Here is a 22,125-nt window from a genome sequence, read left to right on the forward strand (position 1 = left end):
ACCATCAATGATAAAGAAATTCAGGGCTATGCCACTAAGTTGAACAAGCGTCCTCGTAAATGTCTAGGCTGGAAAACACCATATGAGTCATTCTTTAACGTTGCGTTGCACTTAATTTGACAATTCAGGAACCTATTAATTTGGCTTTTACATACTAGTAATTCAGTTGAAGTTATTTTATTATAAAAATATAACAAAAATAAAATATAGGGGTATTTGATTTATGAAAAAGGGCGGAGCTTTACTTATGTGTGGCTTGTTACCGTTACTTGCGTTGGCCGGTTGCTCTACTAGTGGCAACTCAAGCAACAGTAATAGTCAATCGCAGAAACAAACTAGTACAAATAATCCAAAGTTTTCTGAGTACAAGAAAAAAATTGAAATTGCGAAGAATTTGAATGAAAGTGGTAACTATGAAGGCTCAAGTAATGCAATGAACGGAATTAAAGAAGCTGATTTGAATAAGAATGGCTTTAGTTCACTAAAAACTGAGTATTTTAAAATCAAACGGAGTAATGATTCGGAGTTGTCAAAAAGTACTAAGAAACAAAATACTGAGAGTCAGAAATCTGACAAGAAGAATGTCGATTTAAGCACAAATGATAGCTTTTCTAACTATTCCAAATTTGTTGGTGATTATTCCTTTTACGATCCCGATTCAGATCGGTCTCAAAGCGATTTAGAGATTGATTCTGATGGTAAGATCGTTAAATCTAATGATGGCGGTAAAAGTTCACATGGTGTGGCTACCGTTTCGCCAGAAACCAAAGATGTTCTTTCTTATGATGTAACCACCGATACTGATAAGACGAAAACTATCTCTTCAAATGTTAGAGTTGATGTCACTTGGAGTAATGGGGACACAGAGACTTACTATGGTTACACATCGTATGCAGGCGATTCTGTTTTAACTGATGGTCAATCTCGTGATGGAGGCGTCAATGAAGTTTGGGTTCAGTAGTCTATTAAGTGTAGTGGTAGCAGTTCTGCTCGCTGGATGTTCAAGCGGTGCGTCAAAACCAGTTGATAATAACCACGCAAAAGAGTCTGTTTCGGTCACTAAAAAGGTCAGTAAGCCAACCCCCGTTAAAGTTGATAAGTCCAAAAAACTGGTTACTAAGCTGATGAAATCAACTATTCAGACAGCTGGTGGGAAGACATCAGTATATGTTGGGTTACCACGGTCTAATAAGCATTGGCAAGAAAATAATCAGGTTCAACGGTCAGCAAGTGTTATCAAGCTGTATATTTTGATGGCAACCTTAGCTAAGGTTAAGGAAGGTAAGCTGAGCCTAAACCAGCCAGTTAATATTAGTTCAAGGGATACGGTTGGTGGGACTGGTAGTTTGTCTGGAACGGGAATTCATTCAATGCAGCTGGGTAAGTTGCTTAACTTAATGATTAAAAATAGTGATAACACAGCCACCAACGCGATGATTACGCAGCTTGGTGGTGTAAGCAAGTTAAATAAGGCCATCAAAAAGCGTGGTTTCAAGCAAACCAGTTTGAAGCGAAAAATGTTGGACTATAACGCATTGAACTCTGGTCGGGACAATGAAACTAGTGTGGCGGATCTCGGTAAACTGTTAACTAAAGTTTCGACAGGTAAGCTGCTTGGCAAAACGTATGACAAGTTATTTCTAAACTACATGCGGGGAAATGCCAATCAAACTAAGTTGCCGGCAAGGGTTAGTCAACCTTGGGTCGTTCACAATAAGACTGGCGAATTTCCGGATTATGGGGTTCAAAACGATGCAGCTGTGTTTACGCATAATAGCAAAAAGATAGTAGTTGTCGTTCTATCTCAGGGTAGCCAAATTCAGCGCCAGACAAAGGCAATGGCTAATTTGGGTTATAAATTGACTAATAGCAAAGTATTACTGAAGTGATTATGAAGACGTCAAGAATTTCAAAATGAAATTCTTGGCGTTTTTTATGGCTTTCTTTACTTAAACAGTGGAGCAACTAACCCAATGAGACCTTCATAAAAATATAATATTTGCCGATAATGCTGCTGTGACGGGAAATGACAGCAAGCTGCCCAGACCATTTCAAATATTTTGTTGACTTTTTGCTTACCTACTCATATAGTTAGTTACATAAGTAATGAACCAACATGGAGGATAATCATGACTAAAACAATTTTAACAACTCAAGACGTTCATAAGATCTACGGTGAAAAAACAGAAAAGCCTTACGAGGCACTTAAAGGAATCTCATTCTCAGTAGAAGAGGGTGAGTTTGTTGGAATCATGGGTGCGTCTGGTTCAGGTAAGACGACGTTGCTTAACATCTTAGCTACGCTCGACCAACCAACTTCTGGCCAAGTTGCAATTGATGGTAAGGACGTTACTAAGTTACGACCAAACCAAATGGCAGACTTTAGATCACAAAAACTTGGTTTCATCTTCCAAGACTTTAACTTGGTTGAAACATTAACTGCTCGTGAAAACATCGCTTTGCCACTTTCACTTCAAAACGCAAAGCCAAAGGCAATCAAGGTTGCTGTTGAATTAGCTGCCAAGAAAGTTAATATCGAAGACATCATTGATAAATTTCCAAATCAACTTTCTGGTGGTCAAAAGCAACGGGTTGCCGCTGCTAGAGCTTTAGTCGCAGAGCCATCAATCATCTTTGGTGATGAACCAACCGGAGCCCTTGATTCTAACAACGCTCGGGAAATGATGGATGCACTAACTGACATTAACTCGCAAGGAGTTTCAATTCTCCTTGTAACCCATGATCCATTCTCAGCTAGTTTCTGTAAACGAATCATGTTCATCAAGGACGGTAAAATCGGTGATGAGATCAGTGCCGAAGGTAAGAGTCGTCAAGACTTCTATCAAGAAATTCTAAACCGCCTTGGAACATTCGAACAATAAGAAGAAGGAGCCGAATAAAATGTTATTAAAATTATCATTAAGTGGGATTCGTTCCCGATTTAAAGACTATCTGGTTCTGTTTTCAGGCTTGATTATGTCATCGGCAATCTTCTACATGTTCGAATCAATTGCCGTTAATAAGGAATTTGTTACTTCAACTAGTGTAGGTAGTATTGCTCGTTACGTCTTCATGCTAGGAGCAATTTTGCTTGGAATCATTACGTTAGTGTACGTGTCGTATGCTAATACGTTCCTGCTAACAATGAGAAAACATGACTATGGTCTGTTCATGATGCTCGGAGCCCGTCCTCGAAAGATTGGATTATTGATTGGGCTTGAAACCATCATGATTGGAATGATCAGTACGGTCATCGGTATCGTGCTTGGTGCCGGAATCACCCAATTAATCAGTGGCTTCATGTTTGATACCTTAGCCTTACCAAAGAATAATTTTTCAGCCATTTACGGACCTGCTATTTTATACACATTGATTTTCTTTGCAGTGCTGTTCGTACTCTCTGGTTTTCTTAATAACCATACTTTTACTAAGTCATCAGCTCTTGACTTATTGAAATCAGAACAAAACACTGACTGGAAGCAACCTTCAAAGTTGTCTTTGACGATTCAGGGAATTTTGGGCCTTATTCTGTTGGGTGTTGGTTACTCAGTAATGTTTAGAATCAATGACCTTCAAATGGTTGGAATTGGGATTGCTCTGGTAACAATCGTTCTTGGAACGTACTTCCTATTCCGCTCATTGTTTGTCGCTTTGTTAGATTCGATTCAACATACCGCAATGGCTCAAAAGGGCCTTGGCTCATTTACCATTTCGCAGCTTAAGTTCCGAATCAACGACTTTACGAAGATTTTGACCGTTGTTTCGCTTTTGTTTGCCTTGGCTTTAGGTGCTATTACCGTCGGAGTTGGGTTTAAAAACTTAATTCCCCAAATGGCTACTGCTAATGATTACTACACCTTAGCAATCACCAACCCAACTGCAAAAGAGAAGCAATTAGTTAATAAATTGGACGGTAAGACTGTTAGGACTTACGATATTCGTTCGGGTCAAACTGGGAACTACCTTAACGCTGCTCAATTTGAAGAGCATCCATTCTATTACCCTAAACGGGTGAAGGATACTAATAAAGGTATTCAAGTTAAGGTTAATGACAAGAAACAAAGTTACTCTTACAAAATAAGAAAAGCTTCCATCACTGATATGAACAAACGTGGTAGTGAAGCTAACCAACGCTTGGCATCACTGTTTGATGCTAAAGATCAAGCCAAGCAAATGAAGATCGTTAGCTCATCAACGTTTGCTCAACTTGGGGGCGAAAAGAAACAAATCATGATGGTTCGCGTTAAGGACATGGCTGCTAACAACACCGTTCTTAACAAAATTAACACCATCCAACAAAAAGCCGCAGGTAAAATGGGTGTCGTTGGTGGTGCCTACACGATGTACGTATTGATGAACGGAATTTTTGGTAGCTTTGAATTCATGGGAATTTTCCTAGGAATCGCATTCTTGGCAATGCTTGCTAGTTGCCTAATGTTCAAGATTCTTAGTGGGACCTCGGTCGATGCTAAGCGATACGCAATGCTTAACAAGATTGGGACTCGGCGGTCAGTAATGAAGGGTTCAATCAGAACTCAAATCTTTGGCTTGTTTGCCCTTCCAGCTATCTTGGGATTGATTGATGTCGTCTTCGGTCTGCAGATGTTCGTCTCAGCCCAATTACTGACGGATCCTTACCCAGTATTCTATGTATCTGCGCTGGTATTTGTGATACTATATCTCGTGTACTACGCGGTTACGGTTGCAATTTACAACAACTTTGTGGTGCCAAAGACAAAAATTGAAAAATAAGGGGTAGGTGGCATTAATGCAGTTTGAGTTTGATAATTCTGAACCAATCTACCGCCAAATCGCAGAGCAAATTGAAAATACAATCGTTACCGGTGGTTTTGTTGAGGGGGAGCAAATCCCTTCAACCACTGAAATTTCAAAGGAGTTCCATATTAATCCAGCAACGGTGCTTAAGGGCATGAACATGGTCGTTGACCGGGGGTTGCTGGAAAAACGACGGGGACTAGGGATGTTTGTTTCATCAGGTGCTCAAGACAAAATCAGGAAAGAAAAGCGAGATCATTTTTACGATCAGTACGTTAAAAGCCTCGTTTCCGAAGCACGGAGTTTGAACATTTCTGAGGAAGAATTAATAAATCAGATAAAGAGAGGTTTTGAATAGTGAGCCTATTAACAATTGACCACGTATCAAAATCGTTTGGTTCTCATAATGTGCTAAACGACGTGACGTTACATTTTGAAGAAGGAAAGATTTATGGCCTTCTTGGACGAAATGGGGCCGGAAAGTCTACTTTGCTAAACATCATTACCAACCGCATCTTTCCGGATGCAGGTGACGTGAACATTGACTCTGAGTCGGTGTTTGATAATGATAGTAAACTTGGCCTAATGTACTTAATGAGTGAAGTTGATCTTTACACTAACGGTACGAAACTTAGCCAAATTATTGATGAAACGGAACTGCTTTACGGTGGTTTCGACAGGGATTACGCCAACCATTTGGCTGACGAGTTTGACCTGGACCTTAATCAAAAATTCGGGAAGCTATCTACTGGGTACACTTCTATTTTTAAGCTGATTTTGGCACTTAGCGTTCCCGTTAAGTTTGTCATTCTGGATGAGCCAGTCCTTGGACTTGATGCTAATCACCGTGAGTTGTTCTACAAAGAATTGATTCAAACATTTTCGGATAATCCCCGGACGTTCTTGATTTCAACCCACTTGATTGAAGAAGTTGCTAATATTATCAGTGATGTGGTCGTGATTGATCAGGGACGCGTGCTTTTGGATAAGCCGGTTGAAGATGTTTTGGAAAAGACTCACTCGGTTGTTGGACTAGCATCAGACGTTGATAAGTACACTAGTGGTCTTAACATCATTGGAGTTGAAACGATGGGAACCCTCAAGACTAACTACGTTTACGGTGACCTTGATGACCGGATCCTACCCGATACCGTTCAATTATCTAACTTTGATTTGCAAAAACTATTTGTGTTCTTAACGAATAACGCTAGCAAGGGAGGAAGCAAATAATGAAGATTCAACAAACTTCAAAATTATTATTTAAGCGTCAAATCTCCCTCGTTGGTTGGATGTATCTATGGGCAATCGGAATCTTGATTATCCTGCCGTTTGTCTTATCACTGCTAACCGGAACTTTGAACAACTTTAACTGGCGGGGAAACCTGCAAGCTGATGGGGTTGTCGCAATCTTCTCTTTCTTCATCTTTGCGATTTCTGCGCTGACGTATGAGAATTTTAAGTTGCTGATTCAAAACGGAATTTCAAGAAGAACTTTCTTCATTAGTCAGCTTTATGTTTTGATTGCTATCGCAGCAATTGGGGCGGTTGCCAATGTTTTGTACGGTTACCTGACTATGCCACTGACCGGCGTTGAAAAGTTTGATACGTATTTGAATGCTTATGGTGGTTTCTTCACCAACGATATCGTGTCGTTTATTGCAAACCTAATCTTTACGTGGTTAACCACATCGGCGATTGCGATGACTGGGATGGCAGTTGGTAGTTTTCTATCGTTGTTTTCAAAACGGCTTCAACGCTTGATCTTGATTGCCGGACCAATCGTGGCCTTTGTGACGCTAATGTTTGTGGCTAGATCAATCGCTAGCTATAGTTTGAGTGTTTCCTGGGTGGCCGATTTTGTTAAATTCATTATCGGGTACGCAAAGACGGGACCGTTCAACCCCTTCCCATTTATGGGAGCAAACTTGATTTGGGCCGTTGCGATGGCTAGCTTATCGAAGTACTTCTTTAGTAAGAAGCAGTTAAAAAGAGAATAATCATTTAAAAATAGTAAAACAACCGCTTCGAGGGAAACCTCGAGGCGGTTGTTTTTGTTGGAATATTATGCAGTTACAGCATCTTTTGGTGCTTCTGCCCCAAGGCTTTGGAACACCTCTTCCTCCTGCCGCTTACCTTGAACGAATGTCAGGGTAAAGCTGACAACAAATGCAATTACGTTAGCAATCAGGAATGATGGGATGGCGTGAGGGGCGATGCTGATGAAGCCCAGTACGCTGTTTGATCCTAGTGAAACGGCAAGAACGTGAGTTAGACCCAGATAAATTGAACCAAATGCTGAGCCAATTATTGATGAGATAAATGGGAATTTGAGTTTCAGATTAACACCAAACATTGCTGGTTCAGTGATGCCAAGCAGCGCGGAAAAACTTGCGGACGATGCTAAACTCCGTTGCTTAGTTTCCTTGGTTAGGAAGAAAACGGCAAGGGAAGCAGCTCCCTGAGCAATGTTAGAAATGGTGGCGATTGGGAAGATAAAGGTTCCACCAGTTGACTTGATGTTCGCAATCAACTGAGTTTCAATCGCTGGAAAGCTTTGGTGAAGTCCAGTGATTACTAATGGGGCGTATAATAAGCCTAGGATGCCGGTTCCAATCGGGCCGGTGGTGTTGTAGAGAGCCAGTAGGCCGTTAGTTACGCCATCGCTGACCACTCTCATTGCAGGTCCTACAATAACGAACGTTAGGACACCAGTAAACAAAATAGCTAGTAATGGGGTAAATGTATAATCCAATGTTTTTGGCATCTTTTTGTGAAGCCATTTTTCAGTGGTGGCCAATAGCCAAGCAACCGCCAGCATTGGGATTACCGATCCTTGATAGCCTGCCTTGGCAACATCTAGGCCAAGAAGATTCCAGCTTGTTAGGGTGTGATGAGCAATTGCTGTGCTGACATCATAACCACTAACTAAGGCGGGTGATACCATCATCATTGCCATTGCGGCACCTAGATAGGGATTACCACCGAATTTTTTAGTTGCGGAAAAGCCGATTAGAATTGGAAGAAATGTAAACGGTGCGTTGGCCAACATATTAACAAACGCAGCGGTTCCCCGCAGACTCGGGTACATTTGGATAATAGATTGAGCCGCGAATAAATGGGGAGCCGTAAGCAGATTATGAATCGCCATTAAGAGACCTGCGGCAACGATTGCCGGGATAATAGGGACGAAAATATCTGCCAAAGTGTTGATGAAGTTAATAAGTTGTTTCTTGGTGAAAACCAAAGAATTTTTTACGAATGCCAAAGCACTACCTCCTAAAAAAAGTTACTTTGCCAGTTTACCGACTTTCAGAAAATATGCAACCGTTTGAACAGATTGTATTGTGATTGTTACATAACTTGGGTGATTGTAACCTGTCATTAATGAAAGAAGTGATGAAAATGAAGTATTCAAACTATCATATTGCCAAGTTTGTTAAAAAAATCAACCGATTCACGGTGATTTGTGAGTTAGACGGCCAAGAAATAATTGTTCACTTGAAAAATACTGGTCGGAATGTTGAACTGCTAGTTCCTGGCTATGAAGTAAGTGTTGTCCATAATCCTGGTCCCAAGCGTAAAACTGACTATGATTTGGTTGCGGTCAATAAACTTGGCCATTGGATAAATATAGATAGCCAGGCTCCAAACGCTGTGGTTAAGGAAAGCTTGGCAGAATCATTATCAATTCCAGGAGTTCCTAAATTAGTAGAATTTAAACCTGAGACCAAGATCGATGATTCGAGGATTGATTTCTGGGGGCTAACTGCTGATAAACGTAATTGTTGGATTGAAACTAAAGGGGTAACGCTAGAAATGGATGGCATCGCCAAGTTTCCAGACGCTCCAACCACAAGGGCAGTGAAGCATGTCAAGACGATGACCAACGCCGTGAAGAATGGGGATCATGCATACCTATACTTTGTCGTCCAGATGGATTATGTATCGGATATGACGATTAATTTAGCGATGGCACCAAAACTTGCTGCGGCAATTAACGATGCCGTCCGTCGAGGGGTTCACGTTGTTGCCTGTGATTGTGTAGTAACTCCGGGTGAAATGAAACTACGACAGGTAATTAACTTTAAGTAACGATAAATTGACATTTTTCGTTGTGTACCAGCCATTTATCAGCTAAAATCATAAGTATGGTTTTATGTTTTTATGATTTTTGGGGATATGGAGGGAATTATGAAGTTTAGGGTTATTTTTGCGGCCTTTATTGCGTGGGCGTGTTTGGCTGTTCCGCAAGCTCTTGCGAGTAGCAAGCCAACGCCAACTGTCAGTTATTATGTCACGTTGAAACCATCTGCGAATAAATATGACGTTTTGACAAGCCTAACTGACGATCCAAACGTTGAAAACCAGACTGAAAATACATATGCTGGAAAAACCGTTCACGTGTATCGGGAACAGGTGAAAGATGGAGTGACTTATGAAAAGTTCACCTATAACCATCATGTGGTTGGATGGCTCAACGATAATGCTTTAGGGCACACTTATCGGAAACTATCCGTGAAGATGGTTGGTCAACGACCACAATTACCTACGGGTTGTGAGATTACTGCGACTACTATGATGCTCAATTATGCTGGTGATAACTCAACCAAGTTTGAGCTAGCACGGGAAATGCCACGAAGTTCTAATCCGAATAAAGGGTTTGTTGGGAATCCTTATTCCAAGTCGGGTTGGTGGATTTATCCCAAAGGACTAACTAAGTTAGTTAAACATCATCTTGGCAGTTCGATAGATATGACTGGCGACAGTTTTAGCCAAATCAAGGACCAAATTAATGACAATAAACCGGTAGTCGTCTGGGTTGCAGGCGTTGACGGGTTTGTTAATCACGCCTTGACCGTAACTGGTTATTCAAAAACGAGGGTATACTATAACGACCCCTGGACGAAGAAAAAGACTAGTATGTCAATCAAGGCATTTCATCAGCACCGCAAGGCGGACAAATATAGAGCATTGGGCTATTAGGGAGAGTAACTACAAATGAAAATTAAATTGGTATTAGCGACAGGCTTTGCAGCCTTGTCAATGGGGATTACTGCGAATGCAGCTAGCCAGACAAACTACATTTCAACTAATCCGACGATTGTTAAAACAAAGAAAACAATCAAACTTTACAAAAATGAAGCAAGAACTAAGACTCTGAAAACCGTTAAAAAGGGTGAATTTCTTCATATTAAATCAGTTGTAAATGCTGATTCGAAGGCGCCCTCTTTAAAGACCACGGGTGGTAACTATTTAACTGCGAACAAAGCGTTTGTTGCAAAGAGTGCGGGGTATCAAAATCCTAAAAAGTACTATCAAGTTCAATATAAGCAAATCAAACCCTACGGTAAGATCGGTTACACGGTTAAGCGTGGCTATGAAGGAATTAAAACTAACTTCATCATGCGGAAGATGCACACCTATGCGGGTTACAATAAATATAATCAGGCAACATATTATGCCGTTAAGAATTTCCAACGAAAACATCACCTAAAAGTTACTGGTAATGTTGACGAAAAAACTTGGTTGAAGATGGGTTATTCTAAAAAGGCTTGGACGGGAATTGATAGCTATATTGCCCCATTGAAAGCTCAAGCATGGCAAGGTCGGAAAGCTCATATTGAAGCGATGATCAAGCAAGCGTACAAATATATGGGTAATCCATACTTGGTTGGATCATCATCAAGTCCGAAATATGGGACGGATTGTTCAGGATTGGCAATCCAAGCACTCTATGCTGGTGGAATCAATCCACTACCTACTAGTTCAATTCATCACGCATATCCAGGAAACGAATGGAATTCACGTAACCTCTGGGCTGCAAAGAAGTTGAAACGAGTAGCGTACAGCCACCGTCAACGTGGAGACTTAGTGTTCTATTATCAACCTGGAACACATACTATTTGGCATGTTGCTATTTATCTTGGCCATAACCGAGTTATCGAAAGCTGGCCACCAAAAATCATGGTTCAACCAATTAAGAATGGTCAACGTTCATACATTGCAGGAATCAAACGACCATTCATTTAAATTAAATCAAACGGAGGCACATTCATGACGAACCAAACCGACACCAAATTGCTAATCTTATACTGCTCACTCACTGGAAATACTCAGCGGGCGGCCAAAACGATTCAAGAACTCACCGATGGAGATCTTATTAGAATCAGACAGCACGAACCATTTCCTGAGGCCTATGAAGATTACATGAGGGTCGCAAAGCGTCAGTTTGAACTCCAATTACTACCAATCGTTGATACTGCTGTTCCCAACCTAAAGGAATACGACACGATTATGATTGGGTACCCAACCTGGTGGTCACAACCACCAATGGTGATTCATTCACTATTTGAAAAATTTGATTTTACTGGTAAAAAAATCATTCCATTTTCAACTAGTTCAACCTCACCGTATGAGGATACAGAACCAATCATTAAGAAGTTAGTTGAAGAAAACCACGCGGAATTTATCCCTGGTTTTAGATACGATAATGATGATGTGGATCTTGAAAAAAGATTAAGTGAATATGGATTGTTGTAATCAAAAGGCTGACCCCGTTAATGGGGTTGGCCTTTTTAACTTTGGGCATTGATAACCATTATTGACATTTTTATCGTTTGCAAGGATAATCATAACTAAAAATGACCGGTGGTCAGTTTTGGAGAAACCGATGAACTTTTTAACTAATCAAGAAAAGGAAAATAAGGCTAATCAAATTGCGGTAGCTGCTTTAGGCCTGTTTAATACCAATCAGTTTACCCAGATTTCAATGAATATGATTGCCTCAAAGGCGGGGGTATCCAAGGGAACCCTTTTTAATTATTTCAAAACAAAGGAAAATGTATTTATGTACTTACTGCTTACCGGGTACCAGCAATACTTTGCGGAACTGATTACCCGTCTGGATAAGTCTCCGGTACATAGCTGGGATACAGTTACCGAGTTTATTCAAACAACTACGGCTGAATTAGTTATTAGTCATGGAACGTTATTGCGACTGAATTCTCTCCGCCAACCAATTCTAGAAGTTAATGCGGATCAGGACCAGACGATTTCAGAGCGAAAACGGTTATATCAAGTTAATGAAGAATTGGGGCAAAAGATTCACGACCAATTTACGGAGATAACTGTTAGTGACGCTAGCCATCTGTTTGTGATTCAAAGTGCGATTATCAGTGGTTTAATGAACCTTTCTGGATTAAGTGATTTCAATCGGCAACCCGTAGCGAACTTTAATGATTTTGATATTGATATAAAGACCGAATCTGTCCAATTAATGACGGATTATCTTAATGGATTTGCGGAAAGGAACGGAATTGAGTAGATGGTTAATCAAAATATGATTCGTAACTTTGCGATAATTGCTCATATTGACCATGGTAAGTCGACGTTAGCGGACAGAATTATGGAACAAACCGAAACAATTAGTCAGCGGGAGCAACAGGACCAGTTACTAGACGACCTGGAAGTTGAGAAGGCCCATGGAGTGACGGTGAAATCGCGGACGGTGACTAATCGTTATCGGGCCGATAATGGCCAGGAATATGAATTGAACTTTATTGATACCCCTGGCCATGTGGACTTCGCTTATGAAGTTAGTCGAAGCTTATCTGCGTGTGAAGGTGCAATTCTCCTGGTTGATGCCACCAAGGGCGTTCAAGCCCAAACAGTTGCCAATTTTCGGCTTGCCAAACAGGCAGGGCTTAAAATCATTCCAGTTATTAACAAAATTGATAGCCAATCTGCGGAAGTTGACCGCACTTTGGCTCAAATCCGTGGTCTTGATAGCAGTTTGGCTACTATTGATGCGATTAAAATTTCCGCTAAAACAGGGGGTGGGGTCCATGATGTGTTGGAAGAAATTGTGGCTTCAATTCCAGCTCCAAGTGGCGATAAATCGCGCCCACTCAAAGGGTTGGTGTTTGATACTCAATACGATCAGTTCAAAGGGATTGTTGCGTATGTGCGCGTGGTTGATGGCAGAATAGAAACTGGAGTCAATGCCGAGTTAATGGCAAATCACTTGCAGATAACTCCAAGTGAAATTGGAATTTTAAGTCCAATGCAACAGCCAACTAAGGAATTAGGAGTTGGCCAGGTTGGCTATGTTGTCACGGGAATCAAGGACCCGGGTAAGGTTAGAGTGGGTGATACGCTTACGATTACTCAAGGTGGAGCAACCAACCCCCTTCCAGGATATTCTGAAGCCGAGCCAGTTGTATTTGCTGGAATCTATCCTGATGAAACGTCATATCCTGATTTGAAAGCTGCAATTGAGAAGGTTGCTCTTAATGATCCAGCTTTTCACTATCATGAAGAAGTTTCTGACGCATTGGGACCGGGATTTAGATGCGGGTTTCTTGGTGGCTTTCATTTACAGATAATTCGGGAACGGTTGAAGGATGAATATGGGGTTAGCGTGTTAGCAACATCTCCTAACGTAACTTATCACGTGGTTTTGAAAACGGGTGAAGAAATTACCGTTGCCAATCCAAGTCAATTCCCAGAATTTTCAGAAATAGAGTGGGTGGAAGAACCGTACGTGACAGCGATAATTACCACGCCAAATGAGATGCTTAACGATGTCATGAAGTTGGCAGAGAAGTATAAGGGCGAGTTAGCGGACTTATCAGATGAAGACGGCTTGCTGAGAGTTACGTATAGTATGCCACTAGCGGAAATTGCGTTTGATTTTTTCAATAAATTGAAATCAATCAGTCATGGTTATGCTACGTTGGCTTCGAGTTTTAAAGAATACCGCATTGCTGATGTAGTGAGGGTTGACGTTAGAATTAACTATGCAGATGTTGATTCACTGGCATTTATCACGCATCGAATTGATGCTCCCCAACAAACTCAAGAATTGGTCCATAAATTGAAGTATACAATTCCAAGAAAACTATACCCAATGCCCGTTCAGGCTGTAGTAGAAGGTAAGGCAATTGCTAGGGTTGATGTGCCACCATTGCGAAAGAATGCAGCGGTGAGTGATGACAAGAAGAGTGTGTCGAAGAAACAGGCTTTATTGAGAAGGCAAAATATTAATAAGCGTAAATCAGCTCATAGTGATATTAAGTTACCTCAGAGTGTGTTTAACGCTATTTTGGAAACAAGAGAATAGTAAAAGGTAAAAATTCGGTAGCCAGCGTTAGTCTGCTACCGAATTTTTTTGATTCAATATTTACACAATTTATACATTCGATTTACCGAATATAAACATTGATTTTCTACAATGAACTTGTAGTTAAGAAATACTACAAATTCAAGAAGTAGGTGAGTTAGATGGCAATTCAACTGAAACACGTTAGTAAATCTTACGATGGTGTCCCCGTTCTCGAAGACGTCAATGTCACGATTCAAGACGGTGAGTTCTTCGTCATCGTTGGGCCTTCCGGCTGTGGTAAAAGTACGTTACTCAGAATGATTTCTGGGTTGATTCCGGTCTCCGGTGGCGATGTCGTTATTGATGATCAAGTCGCAAATGACTTGGCCCCAAAGGAACGGAACTTATCCATGGTATTCCAAAGTTACGCATTATTTCCATTTCTTTCGGTTCGGGATAATGTGGCGTTTGGATTGAAGGCTAGAAAGATGCCGGCAGATGAAATTAAAAACCGAGTCGATAAAGCAATTGAAATGGTTAATTTGGTTGATTTTGAGACTAGGAAGCCAGCCGCTTTGTCCGGGGGTCAACGCCAACGGGTTGCCTTAGCAAGGGCAATTGCTTCGGACGCCAAAGTTTGTTTGATGGATGAGCCACTGTCCAACTTGGATGCTCAATTAAGAGCCAAGATGCGACTGGAATTAAAAGAACTGCAACGCCAACTGGGCATTACCGTAATCTACGTTACCCACGATCAAGTCGAGGCGATGACAATGGCCGACCGGGTTATGGTACTAAACGATGCTAGGGTTCAGCAGCTCGACACCCCAATCTCTATTTACAACCGACCAAACAATGAGTTTGTATCACGGTTCTTTGGAACTCCTCAAATCAACTTGCTCACTGCGGAGGCTGAAGGCGATGACTTGAAAGTCAACGACCAGTTGGTATTCAAGTCCAGACGGGTAATGCCAGATTCCGGGAAATACACGGTTGGAATCCGCCCTGATGATTTGAAAGTGGTTGTTGATACTCGTGATTCTAACGCGCGGGTCTTGTCAGTTTCTTACCTTGGCGACCGAACAGTCGCAACTGCCAAGCTAACTCCGGGTGAGGAGATTCGTTTGGTGGTTTCCAACAAACTTAGTATTCGGGATGACGATTTAATCAGAATCGAGGGTGCTAAGAAGCTATTTGTCTTTGACAGTAACAATCATACTTATGTATTTGATGAAGAGGAGGTCCCAGCATATGGAACAGCAATCAGTACCCAGTAAAACGGGCGTGGTTGGTGCCGGTCATCATTCGGTATCGTCACGGTTAAGTAAAGCGTGGGTTAGGGAACACATGGCGGCACTATTATTTTTAGGGCCATCATTACTAGTCCTTGGAATTTTTGTCTTTTATCCAATGTTGAAGACCCTGTATCTTAGCTTCTTCTTAACAAACGATGCTGGTGAAGGAACCGTCTTTATCGGCCTAACCAACTATATTTCACTTCTTAAAAACCCAAGCTATATTGCCAGCCTGGTAGCGACCCTGACTTATGTCATTTTAGTTTCAGCAATTACCGTTGTTTTAGGGTTAGTGCTAGCAGTTGCAGCTAATCAGCATCTTAAGGGAATCAAAATTTTTAGAACGTTGTTTTCATCAACGATGGGGGTTTCGGTCTCGGTAGCGGCCATTTTCTGGCTGTTCGTGTTCAACCCATCAGTTGGAATTTTGACTCAGTTATCAAACGCGCTTCATTTGCCAGTCTTGAACTGGATGACTGATCCTAAACTGGCGATGGCCGCGATTGTTATCACCACGGTTTGGATGCACCTAGGGTTCACTTTCTTAATCTTATTTGGTTCGTTGCAACAGGTACCAAGCAGTTTGTACGAAGCAGCGGAAATTGCTGGGACCTCAAAGTGGTACCAAGTCTTACATATTACGGTACCAATGATTTCACCAACGCTGTTTTTCGTAATGATCGTCACGTTGATTGATGCCTTCAAGAGTTTTGGGCTGATTGACCTCATGACTGCGGGGGGACCAAATAACGCAACTAACCTGCTAGTTTATCGAATCTACCAGGACGCATTTTTAAACGGTAATTACGGTCAGGCAAGTACCGAGTCGATTATTTTAACTGTAATTATTGCGGTAATGACGTTACTTCAATTCAAGCTACTTGAGAAACGGGTGAATTACTAATGGAACTAATGGGACCAATTCCGACGAAAAGTCGGCTCGAAGCATACGCAAAAGTTGCTAAATATGGATTCTTGATTTTTCTGATGCTGATCGTGGTCAGTCCGTTTATCCTTGGAATTTGGACTAGCTTTCTCCCAACGGCGGATATTGCTAAGGGAGCGCTGTTTAGCTCACACATGACCTTTCAAAACTACGTTGATGCGGTGACGACCACCCCGATCCTTCGGTATCTGTTTAATAGTTTGGTAATCTCAACGATTACAATGCTAGCGCAGTTGCTATTCTGTTCGATGGCTGCGTACGCGTTTGTGTTCCTCAGATTTAAGGGCCGTAAGGTGCTATTCTACGTGTTCTTATCAACCATGATGTTGCCGTTCGAGGCTCAAGTAATTCCAAACTTTACAACGGTGCGCCAAATGGGGTTGCTTGACCACTATGCAGTAATGATCGTGCCGTTTTTGACGACGGCGTTTGGAACCTTCATGCTCAGACAAGCATTTATGCAAATGCCAAACGAACTCAAGGAAGCCAGCGACATTGAAGGCTTATCCCACTTACAGTACTACTGGCACGTTGCGTTGCCATACTGCCGAATCAGTCTGTTGACGCTCGCTGCTTACAGTTTTCTTGGGAGTTGGAATCAATACCTCTGGCCAATGTTGACCACCTTCTCGGACAAGTTTAGACCAGTCCAGGATGGGTTGAAGCAACTGCAGTCACAAGAAACGTTCAATAACTGGGGGATGATTCAAGCAAGTGCCGCCATTGTGGTGATACCAACCTTGATCGTTCTCTTCATTGGGCAACACTACTTTAAGGCTGGGCTCAACGAAGGTTCAGTTAAGTAAAGGAGATCGCTATGAAACGCTCTAAGATATTTGGGATGTTGGCTTTACTGCTGATGTTTTCAGTTGGCTTGGCAGGGTGTGTCAAGACTAAAGCAGCCAGTAAAACTAAAATTGTGTTTTGGAATGAGATGACTGGTCCGGCGGAGGTTCAGCTGGATAAGTTTGCTAAACAGTTCAATGCCTCACAGTCGAAGTATGAAGTGGTTCCGGAGTACGAAGGAAGTTACAACGGGGTGGTTCAAAAAATCATCCAAACTCACGGTTCTGGGGCATCACCAGCCCTTTTTCAATCGTTTGATATCTCAACCACTCAACTTGGTAATTTAAAACTGGCAACTCCCGTCCAGAAATTTATCGACCGGGATAATTACGACATGAGCAAAATTATGCCCGTTGCCAAGAAGTTCTACTCAAAGAATGGCCAGCAACTTTCAATGCCATTTAACACCTCTCAACCGGTGCTGTACTACAACGCTTCTCTCTTGAAACGGTTAGGAATCAAGAACCCACCTAAGGATCCAAGCTACAGTGATATCACCAGGGTGGCAACTCAAATCATTCAAAAGTCCCACGGTAAGATCAAGGGCCTTTCTGTTGAAGAGTACGCATGGCTGTTAGAAGAATTCATGGCCAACCAGAAGGAAGAGTTTGCTAATCATGATAATGGCCGGAGCAGCACCCCAACCGCGGTTAAAATCGATACGCCAGCCGCTAGAACCGCTATGCAGTGGGTTCGCGATAATATCAAGAAGGGTAACTTTATGAACTATGGCTCGGGAAGTAACGCTGCGGCTAATGAAATGGCAGCCTTCTTGTCCGGTAAACTTGGTATCTTCTTGCAGTCATCCGCTGATATTGGGCAGATCACCGCTGGAACTAAGGACAAACTCGGCGTAACGTTCTATCCTCACGCCGATGGTCACAAGGCGAATGGCGTGGCGATTGGAGGAGCTTCTCTTTGGATTTCGAATGATAAACCTAAGAACGTTCAGAACGGAGCTTGGGAGTTTACCAAGTTCTTAATGAAACCTGAAAATCAGGCTAAATGGCAGGAGCAAACGGGATATATGGCTTTAAATAAGGAATCGCAAAAGACGGATACTTTAAAGAATTTGTACAAGAAAGTACCTGCTGCCAAGGTACCAAGTGAACAACTTGCCCGGACGGTGCCTAATGATGCTAACTCAGGAATTTTGTTGGAGGGCTTGGTTCAAGAGCGGGTGTTAACTCAGACCGCAATGCAGCAAATCTACGGTGGCAGTAACATCAGCGATTCACTTAAGACGGCAGAAGATGGAATGAACACGTTTATCAAGAATAACAATAAGGCGAACGGTTATTAACTTGGAGGTGCGCTATGAATAAAACGTTGATATTTGGACATCGGGGCTACCCAGCCCGGTTTCCAGAAAACTCATTGGCTGGATTTGCATTTGCGTTGGAACAGGGAATTGATGGATTGGAATTTGATGTTCATCTGACAAAAGACAATGTTCCGGTGGTCATTCATGATGAACGAATTGATCGGACAACTGATGGTTTTGGTCGGGTTGTTGATTATACTTATGATGAGCTTCGAGAATTTCATTTGGAAAACGGTGAGGGCATTCCAACCTTAGCCGAATTTCTTTAGTTGGTCGGGAAGAATGATGTTCGCTTAAACCTCGAGTTTAAGACAAACAAAATTCACTACAAAGGAATTGAAAAACAAGTAATGGCAATGGTTGCGGATGCAAATCTGGTTAATCCAGTAATATACTCTTCATTCAACCTAGAAAGCTTACGAATCGCCAGACAAATTGTTGCGGATGGTCAGTATTGCTTGTTAACTGATCGTCGGGTCAATCATCCGGCTGAGTTTATTTATAAGGAGCACCTTAGTGGCCTTCACCTACATCACTATCAAGAAGCCAGTGATGTCACTGAACGAATCTGGACGGTCAATAATGAGAGTGACATTCGGCAGTTGGTACTAGATGGCGTGGCAGGGATCATTACCGATAATTTTGAATTAGCCAGAAAAGTGCGCGATTCTTGTAAACGAATTGCCATTCAGTGATAATCGTTTTCAAAAAGCGGTTACATCAATTGGTTACCAAGAGGCTTATAAAAATTACTATTCTTTTTTAGTAAGGGTTAGTGAAAACAACTAAGAATAAAGGGCGATTTGACTGGAACGGCTTAGATAACTATAATCTAGTTGTAATATAAATTCGCCGTTATTAGAATCTTATTCCAGAATTATGTTTTATTGATGTCGCGTCTATGTTACATTATACTTGTCTGATAGTTATGGTTAACAGGGATGTTCGAGCATGCATTCAATCGTTGGGGGGCGTTGTTCGCTTTACCCGTGCGACCAGGCAACATAGCTTTCAAGATGCCTATGATTCAGACAAACACATAATGTTTCCAGTAATAGGGAAAAGTCTGGTGGAGTGATAATCGCTAGACTTTTTGTTTGTAATTTGTGAATATATAAAAAGAGGACTTCCGTATGACCAAACGGTCATATGGACAGCCCTCTTTTTGATTAGTTAATTATTATTGGTTATCTTGATCATCATCGCTCTTGATTTTTAGGTAATTTGCTTGAACCAACAATTCTTTTGAACGTTCATCGGCTGGTACATATCCCTTATTAAACAGATGCTTGAAGTACATCATGTTGTAGAGAAACGCCCAAATGATGTTAACAAAGTAGTCAACGGCAATTCGAGCATCGATTAACGGAATATGAAATATCATTGATGTTCCCATATAGAGAATGAAATCAACGAAAACCATACAGAAAAAGTTGTACCAGTCTGATCTGAAAACGGCTGGTAAGAAACCGAAGAAAAATAGGGCTGTGAATGAGAAGCCGACCTTGGCAATTCTAATTTCACCAGTCTCCTTATTAACTACGGTTGCGTAGTTTGGTGGAATTGGCAACATACCGTTATTGTTGTCATCATCGTTATTGTTATTTCCGTTACCCCAAGGATCTTGCATGGAATCCTTCTTTCTATTTCTTCATGAATTTAACGACACATTCAATTCTGGCCGTTTGTGGCAACAAGTCAACCGACTGAATGTATTCAACCCGATACTTCTGAGTTAATTTTACTAAATCTCGGGCCAATGTCGAAGGGTTACATGAAATATAAACGAATTTTTTTGGCTCGGTATCTAAGATGGTATTGATTAGTTCGTCGTCCAAACCAGTACGGGGTGGGTCGACAATGATTGCGTCTGGTTTGAAACCGTCAGCGATCCACTCAGGCAGAATATCTTCAGCCTTACCAACTTCATAAGCTGCGTTCAAAATACCGTTCTTGATTGCGTTGACGTTAGCGTCGTCAACGGCTTCTGCAATGGTATCCATTCCACGGACTTCCCGAACTTCGTTGGCAATTGACAAACCAATCGTTCCGACACCAGCGTATGCATCAACGACTTTGTCTTTACTCCGAAGGTTCAGTGCTTTGAAGGCTTCATCGTATAGAGTTGGGATCATGAAAGGGTTGGCCTGCATGAAGGCTCGAACCGACAAGTCAAACTTGAGATCCCCGAGCTTTTCAGTGATGGTGTTCTTGCCATCGATCACGGTCGTTTCATCGCCCCAAATGAGGGATGTTTTTCCTGGATTGACATTTTGAGCAACACTGACAACTTCTGGTAATTCTGCGTGAATTTTTTCCAAAAGTTGGTGTTTTTTGATAAGTTTCTTACTCTGAGTGATAAAGGTTACCTGAACCTCATCGGTAGCTACGGCAGCCCGAACCACAACGGTTTTGATGATTCCAGCATTTTTATCCTCGTCGTAGGCTGGAATACCAAGTTCCTGAATAAAGTCGACGATTTTTCTAATGACCTTCATCACTAATGGGTATTGAAGTGCTGATGTTTCAAGGTCAACGACGTCGTGAGATCTGGTCTTGTACAAACCAGCGACGATTTTACCATCAATTTCGCGAATCTGGAATGTCGCCTTGTTTCGGTAACCGGTGGGGTCATCCATTCCGATCGTAGGTAATAGCTTGTATTTACGGTAACCTTCGGGTTTGTACTTTTCGAGAGTTTCGCCGATAATATCGCGTTTGAACTTAAGCTGTTCCTCGTAGGCAAGGTTCTCCAACTCAAAGCCACCAACTTCATTGGCATAACTATCGATGGGTTCAACTCTGTGAGCGCTTGGCTCAAGAACCTCGATGAGGTCGGCCCTAATGAACTTGTTGAGGTCTTTGGTAACGCGAACCCTAACTGTTTCGGTTGGTAAGGCTCCGGGTACGAACACTAACTTTCGTTGGTAGTAGCCGATTCCTTCACCGTTGATTCCGAGGCGTTTGATATTCAAATTGAACTCTTCGCCTTCATCAACCTGGACAAGTGACTCGTAATATTTTTCTGAATTATAGCGTGACATGAATACTTCCTTAATGTGTAAAATTCGGTGTTTATTAATGTATGATAACACAAACCGGCGCCCCTATATAGTAGAAAAAAATAAGGAGGCATAGCAGCGCGGTATTATTAATGATATTCTAAAGTAAGAAATTACATAGCGGGGGCAAAGACAATAATGGTTAAACGATTTGGATTAATGGTGGCGTCAGTGGCAGTAGGCTTTATTATTTCTGGGGGTGGAGCTTCTGCTTCGAATTCCAAACCGAACCAAGTAGTTCACCAACAGGAGTCTAAATCAGTAAATCCAACTGGTGATTTGGTTAACACGGCAAGGGTTGAACAGAAGATAGTGATGGCGGTTAAGGGACTGACTATGTATTTAAATGCTGATTTTAACCGTGATGAGCGGGTGGCAATTTATCCCAAACAAAAGCGGATTTATCGACCCCAGTTTCAAGTAACCGACTACGGTAAGGCCACCAACGGTGAGCTTAGATATAAGGTCATTGATATTAACAAGAATAGTCAGACGTTTAAGAAAACAGGGTATATTACAACCAGCCAAAAAGTGGTGGTTAATGCATACTATTCGTCAATTCCTAAGAGGCATAGGATTAAAATTATTGCGCCGAAGGGAATCAACAGTTACAAGCGGTCGTCCCTTCACTCCAAGGCTAGCCATTACAGAAATGGCAAGACTTTATCCGTTAGCCGAGTGGTAAAAACGAAGCTAACAAACGTCTATCAGCTAAAGAACGGTCGGTATGTCTCCGCGAATAAAAACTTAGTTTGCTGGTAGGGAAAGAAACG

At 41.8% G+C, this 22,125-nt stretch carries 21 protein-coding genes and 2 pseudogenes; 20 read left to right on the top strand and 3 right to left on the bottom strand.

Annotated features, from left to right (window positions below; genetic code table 11):
* The 8 genes and pseudogenes from QOW94_RS09510 to QOW94_RS09545 all read left to right on the top strand — a co-directional run.
* A pseudogene (locus tag QOW94_RS09510) lies at window positions 1–120 on the top strand (IS30 family transposase); the annotation flags it as partial.
* A 103-nt stretch (window positions 121–223) separates the two neighbouring features.
* On the top strand, window positions 224–961 hold the full coding sequence (locus QOW94_RS09515; RefSeq protein WP_283680187.1) for a hypothetical protein: 738 nt from the start codon (window positions 224–226) through the stop codon (window positions 959–961).
* Entirely contained in the window at window positions 942–1,889 is a 948-nt protein-coding gene (locus tag QOW94_RS09520) for a serine hydrolase (protein ID WP_283680188.1), read from the top strand. The genes QOW94_RS09515 and QOW94_RS09520 overlap by 20 nt, the downstream gene beginning before the upstream one ends.
* A 240-nt stretch (window positions 1,890–2,129) precedes the next feature.
* Window positions 2,130–2,882, top strand: coding sequence for an ABC transporter ATP-binding protein (locus tag QOW94_RS09525; protein WP_283680189.1), 753 nt, complete (start codon window positions 2,130–2,132; stop codon window positions 2,880–2,882).
* Window positions 2,883–2,901: 19 nt separating this feature from the next.
* Window positions 2,902–4,752, top strand: coding sequence for an FtsX-like permease family protein (locus tag QOW94_RS09530; RefSeq protein WP_283680190.1), 1,851 nt, complete (start codon window positions 2,902–2,904; stop codon window positions 4,750–4,752).
* Window positions 4,753–4,768: 16 nt separating this feature from the next.
* The gene (locus QOW94_RS09535; RefSeq protein WP_283680191.1) at window positions 4,769–5,134 is read left to right on the top strand and encodes a GntR family transcriptional regulator; all 366 of its coding nucleotides are present in this window, start codon (window positions 4,769–4,771) and stop codon (window positions 5,132–5,134) included.
* Window positions 5,134–6,006 (top strand): ATP-binding cassette domain-containing protein, encoded by an 873-nt coding sequence (locus QOW94_RS09540; protein ID WP_283680193.1) that lies wholly within the window; start codon window positions 5,134–5,136, stop codon window positions 6,004–6,006. Before QOW94_RS09535 ends, QOW94_RS09540 begins: the two co-directional genes overlap by 1 nt.
* Window positions 6,006–6,773, top strand: coding sequence for an ABC transporter permease (locus QOW94_RS09545; RefSeq protein ID WP_283680194.1), 768 nt, complete (start codon window positions 6,006–6,008; stop codon window positions 6,771–6,773). The genes QOW94_RS09540 and QOW94_RS09545 overlap by 1 nt, the downstream gene beginning before the upstream one ends.
* Before the next feature lie 65 nt (window positions 6,774–6,838).
* Here QOW94_RS09545 and QOW94_RS09550 read toward each other — a convergent pair whose 3' ends face one another.
* Entirely contained in the window at window positions 6,839–8,041 is a 1,203-nt protein-coding gene (locus tag QOW94_RS09550) for a PTS transporter subunit EIIC (RefSeq protein WP_283680195.1), read from the bottom strand.
* A 137-nt stretch (window positions 8,042–8,178) separates the two neighbouring features.
* On the opposite strand from QOW94_RS09550, the gene sfsA reads away from it, so the two are divergent.
* The 11 genes and pseudogenes from sfsA (at window position 8,179) to QOW94_RS09605 (ending at window position 18,985) form a co-directional block, all read left to right on the top strand.
* Window positions 8,179–8,868 carry a DNA/RNA nuclease SfsA gene (gene sfsA / locus QOW94_RS09555; protein WP_283680196.1) on the top strand — a complete coding sequence of 230 codons (690 nt, stop codon included), beginning with the start codon at window positions 8,179–8,181 and terminating at the stop codon, window positions 8,866–8,868.
* A 99-nt stretch (window positions 8,869–8,967) separates the two neighbouring features.
* Complete coding sequence (locus QOW94_RS09560; RefSeq protein WP_283680197.1) at window positions 8,968–9,759, top strand: C39 family peptidase; 792 nt, start codon at window positions 8,968–8,970, stop codon at window positions 9,757–9,759.
* 60 nt (window positions 9,760–9,819) lie between these two features.
* Window positions 9,820–10,806: a DUF5776 domain-containing protein gene (locus tag QOW94_RS09565; protein ID WP_283680216.1), complete on the top strand. Its 987-nt coding sequence runs from the start codon at window positions 9,820–9,822 to the stop codon at window positions 10,804–10,806.
* 24 nt (window positions 10,807–10,830) lie between these two features.
* Window positions 10,831–11,316, top strand: coding sequence for a flavodoxin (locus QOW94_RS09570; RefSeq protein ID WP_283680198.1), 486 nt, complete (start codon window positions 10,831–10,833; stop codon window positions 11,314–11,316).
* A 130-nt stretch (window positions 11,317–11,446) separates the two neighbouring features.
* Window positions 11,447–12,100 (top strand): TetR/AcrR family transcriptional regulator, encoded by a 654-nt coding sequence (locus tag QOW94_RS09575; protein ID WP_283680199.1) that lies wholly within the window; start codon window positions 11,447–11,449, stop codon window positions 12,098–12,100.
* A complete protein-coding gene (gene lepA / locus QOW94_RS09580) occupies window positions 12,101–13,897 on the top strand; it encodes a translation elongation factor 4 (protein WP_283680202.1) in 1,797 nt (598 codons plus the stop codon). It begins immediately after the preceding gene.
* 161 nt (window positions 13,898–14,058) lie between these two features.
* Window positions 14,059–15,156, top strand: coding sequence for an ABC transporter ATP-binding protein (locus QOW94_RS09585; RefSeq protein ID WP_283680203.1), 1,098 nt, complete (start codon window positions 14,059–14,061; stop codon window positions 15,154–15,156).
* A 70-nt stretch (window positions 15,157–15,226) separates the two neighbouring features.
* A complete protein-coding gene (locus QOW94_RS09590; RefSeq protein WP_283680218.1) occupies window positions 15,227–16,078 on the top strand; it encodes a carbohydrate ABC transporter permease in 852 nt (283 codons plus the stop codon).
* An 83-nt stretch (window positions 16,079–16,161) separates the two neighbouring features.
* The gene (locus QOW94_RS09595) at window positions 16,162–16,926 is read left to right on the top strand and encodes a carbohydrate ABC transporter permease (RefSeq protein ID WP_502867267.1); all 765 of its coding nucleotides are present in this window, start codon (window positions 16,162–16,164) and stop codon (window positions 16,924–16,926) included.
* A gap of 11 nt (window positions 16,927–16,937) precedes the next feature.
* Complete coding sequence (locus tag QOW94_RS09600; RefSeq protein WP_283680205.1) at window positions 16,938–18,269, top strand: ABC transporter substrate-binding protein; 1,332 nt, start codon at window positions 16,938–16,940, stop codon at window positions 18,267–18,269.
* A 14-nt stretch (window positions 18,270–18,283) separates the two neighbouring features.
* Window positions 18,284–18,985: pseudogene (locus QOW94_RS09605) on the top strand (glycerophosphodiester phosphodiesterase).
* 485 nt (window positions 18,986–19,470) lie between these two features.
* On the opposite strand, the gene QOW94_RS09610 reads toward QOW94_RS09605, so the two are convergent.
* Together QOW94_RS09610 and rlmD are read right to left on the bottom strand one after the other, a co-directional pair.
* A complete protein-coding gene (locus tag QOW94_RS09610) occupies window positions 19,471–19,920 on the bottom strand; it encodes a hypothetical protein (RefSeq protein ID WP_283680207.1) in 450 nt (149 codons plus the stop codon).
* 13 nt (window positions 19,921–19,933) lie between these two features.
* Window positions 19,934–21,334, bottom strand: a complete 1,401-nt coding sequence (gene rlmD / locus QOW94_RS09615; protein WP_283680219.1) for a 23S rRNA (uracil(1939)-C(5))-methyltransferase RlmD — start codon at window positions 21,332–21,334, stop codon at window positions 19,934–19,936.
* 156 nt (window positions 21,335–21,490) lie between these two features.
* Here rlmD and QOW94_RS09620 point away from each other — a divergent pair, with 156 nt between their 5' ends.
* The gene (locus QOW94_RS09620; RefSeq protein ID WP_283680208.1) at window positions 21,491–22,114 is read left to right on the top strand and encodes a DUF5776 domain-containing protein; all 624 of its coding nucleotides are present in this window, start codon (window positions 21,491–21,493) and stop codon (window positions 22,112–22,114) included.
* Window positions 22,115–22,125: the final 11 nt, after the last annotated feature.

Source organism: Lentilactobacillus sp. Marseille-Q4993, from assembly GCF_951230165.1.
Taxonomy (GTDB): domain Bacteria; phylum Bacillota; class Bacilli; order Lactobacillales; family Lactobacillaceae; genus Lentilactobacillus.

Coding starts and splice junctions, on each gene's coding strand:
- QOW94_RS09590 (WP_283680218.1), top strand. CDS start 15,227: ATGGCGGCACTATTATTTTTAGGGCCATCATTACTAGTCCTTGGAATT.
- QOW94_RS09570 (WP_283680198.1), top strand. CDS start 10,831: ATGACGAACCAAACCGACACCAAATTGCTAATCTTATACTGCTCACTC.
- QOW94_RS09610 (WP_283680207.1), bottom strand. CDS start 19,920: ATGCAAGATCCTTGGGGTAACGGAAATAACAATAACGATGATGACAAC.
- QOW94_RS09565 (WP_283680216.1), top strand. CDS start 9,820: ATGGGGATTACTGCGAATGCAGCTAGCCAGACAAACTACATTTCAACT.
- rlmD (WP_283680219.1), bottom strand. CDS start 21,334: ATGTCACGCTATAATTCAGAAAAATATTACGAGTCACTTGTCCAGGTT.
- QOW94_RS09520 (WP_283680188.1), top strand. CDS start 942: ATGAAGTTTGGGTTCAGTAGTCTATTAAGTGTAGTGGTAGCAGTTCTG.
- QOW94_RS09600 (WP_283680205.1), top strand. CDS start 16,938: ATGAAACGCTCTAAGATATTTGGGATGTTGGCTTTACTGCTGATGTTT.
- QOW94_RS09545 (WP_283680194.1), top strand. CDS start 6,006: ATGAAGATTCAACAAACTTCAAAATTATTATTTAAGCGTCAAATCTCC.
- QOW94_RS09525 (WP_283680189.1), top strand. CDS start 2,130: ATGACTAAAACAATTTTAACAACTCAAGACGTTCATAAGATCTACGGT.
- lepA (WP_283680202.1), top strand. CDS start 12,101: ATGGTTAATCAAAATATGATTCGTAACTTTGCGATAATTGCTCATATT.
- QOW94_RS09595 (WP_502867267.1), top strand. CDS start 16,162: ATGCTGATCGTGGTCAGTCCGTTTATCCTTGGAATTTGGACTAGCTTT.
- QOW94_RS09575 (WP_283680199.1), top strand. CDS start 11,447: ATGAACTTTTTAACTAATCAAGAAAAGGAAAATAAGGCTAATCAAATT.
- sfsA (WP_283680196.1), top strand. CDS start 8,179: ATGAAGTATTCAAACTATCATATTGCCAAGTTTGTTAAAAAAATCAAC.
- QOW94_RS09585 (WP_283680203.1), top strand. CDS start 14,059: ATGGCAATTCAACTGAAACACGTTAGTAAATCTTACGATGGTGTCCCC.
- QOW94_RS09535 (WP_283680191.1), top strand. CDS start 4,769: ATGCAGTTTGAGTTTGATAATTCTGAACCAATCTACCGCCAAATCGCA.
- QOW94_RS09530 (WP_283680190.1), top strand. CDS start 2,902: ATGTTATTAAAATTATCATTAAGTGGGATTCGTTCCCGATTTAAAGAC.
- QOW94_RS09560 (WP_283680197.1), top strand. CDS start 8,968: ATGAAGTTTAGGGTTATTTTTGCGGCCTTTATTGCGTGGGCGTGTTTG.
- QOW94_RS09515 (WP_283680187.1), top strand. CDS start 224: ATGAAAAAGGGCGGAGCTTTACTTATGTGTGGCTTGTTACCGTTACTT.
- QOW94_RS09620 (WP_283680208.1), top strand. CDS start 21,491: ATGGTTAAACGATTTGGATTAATGGTGGCGTCAGTGGCAGTAGGCTTT.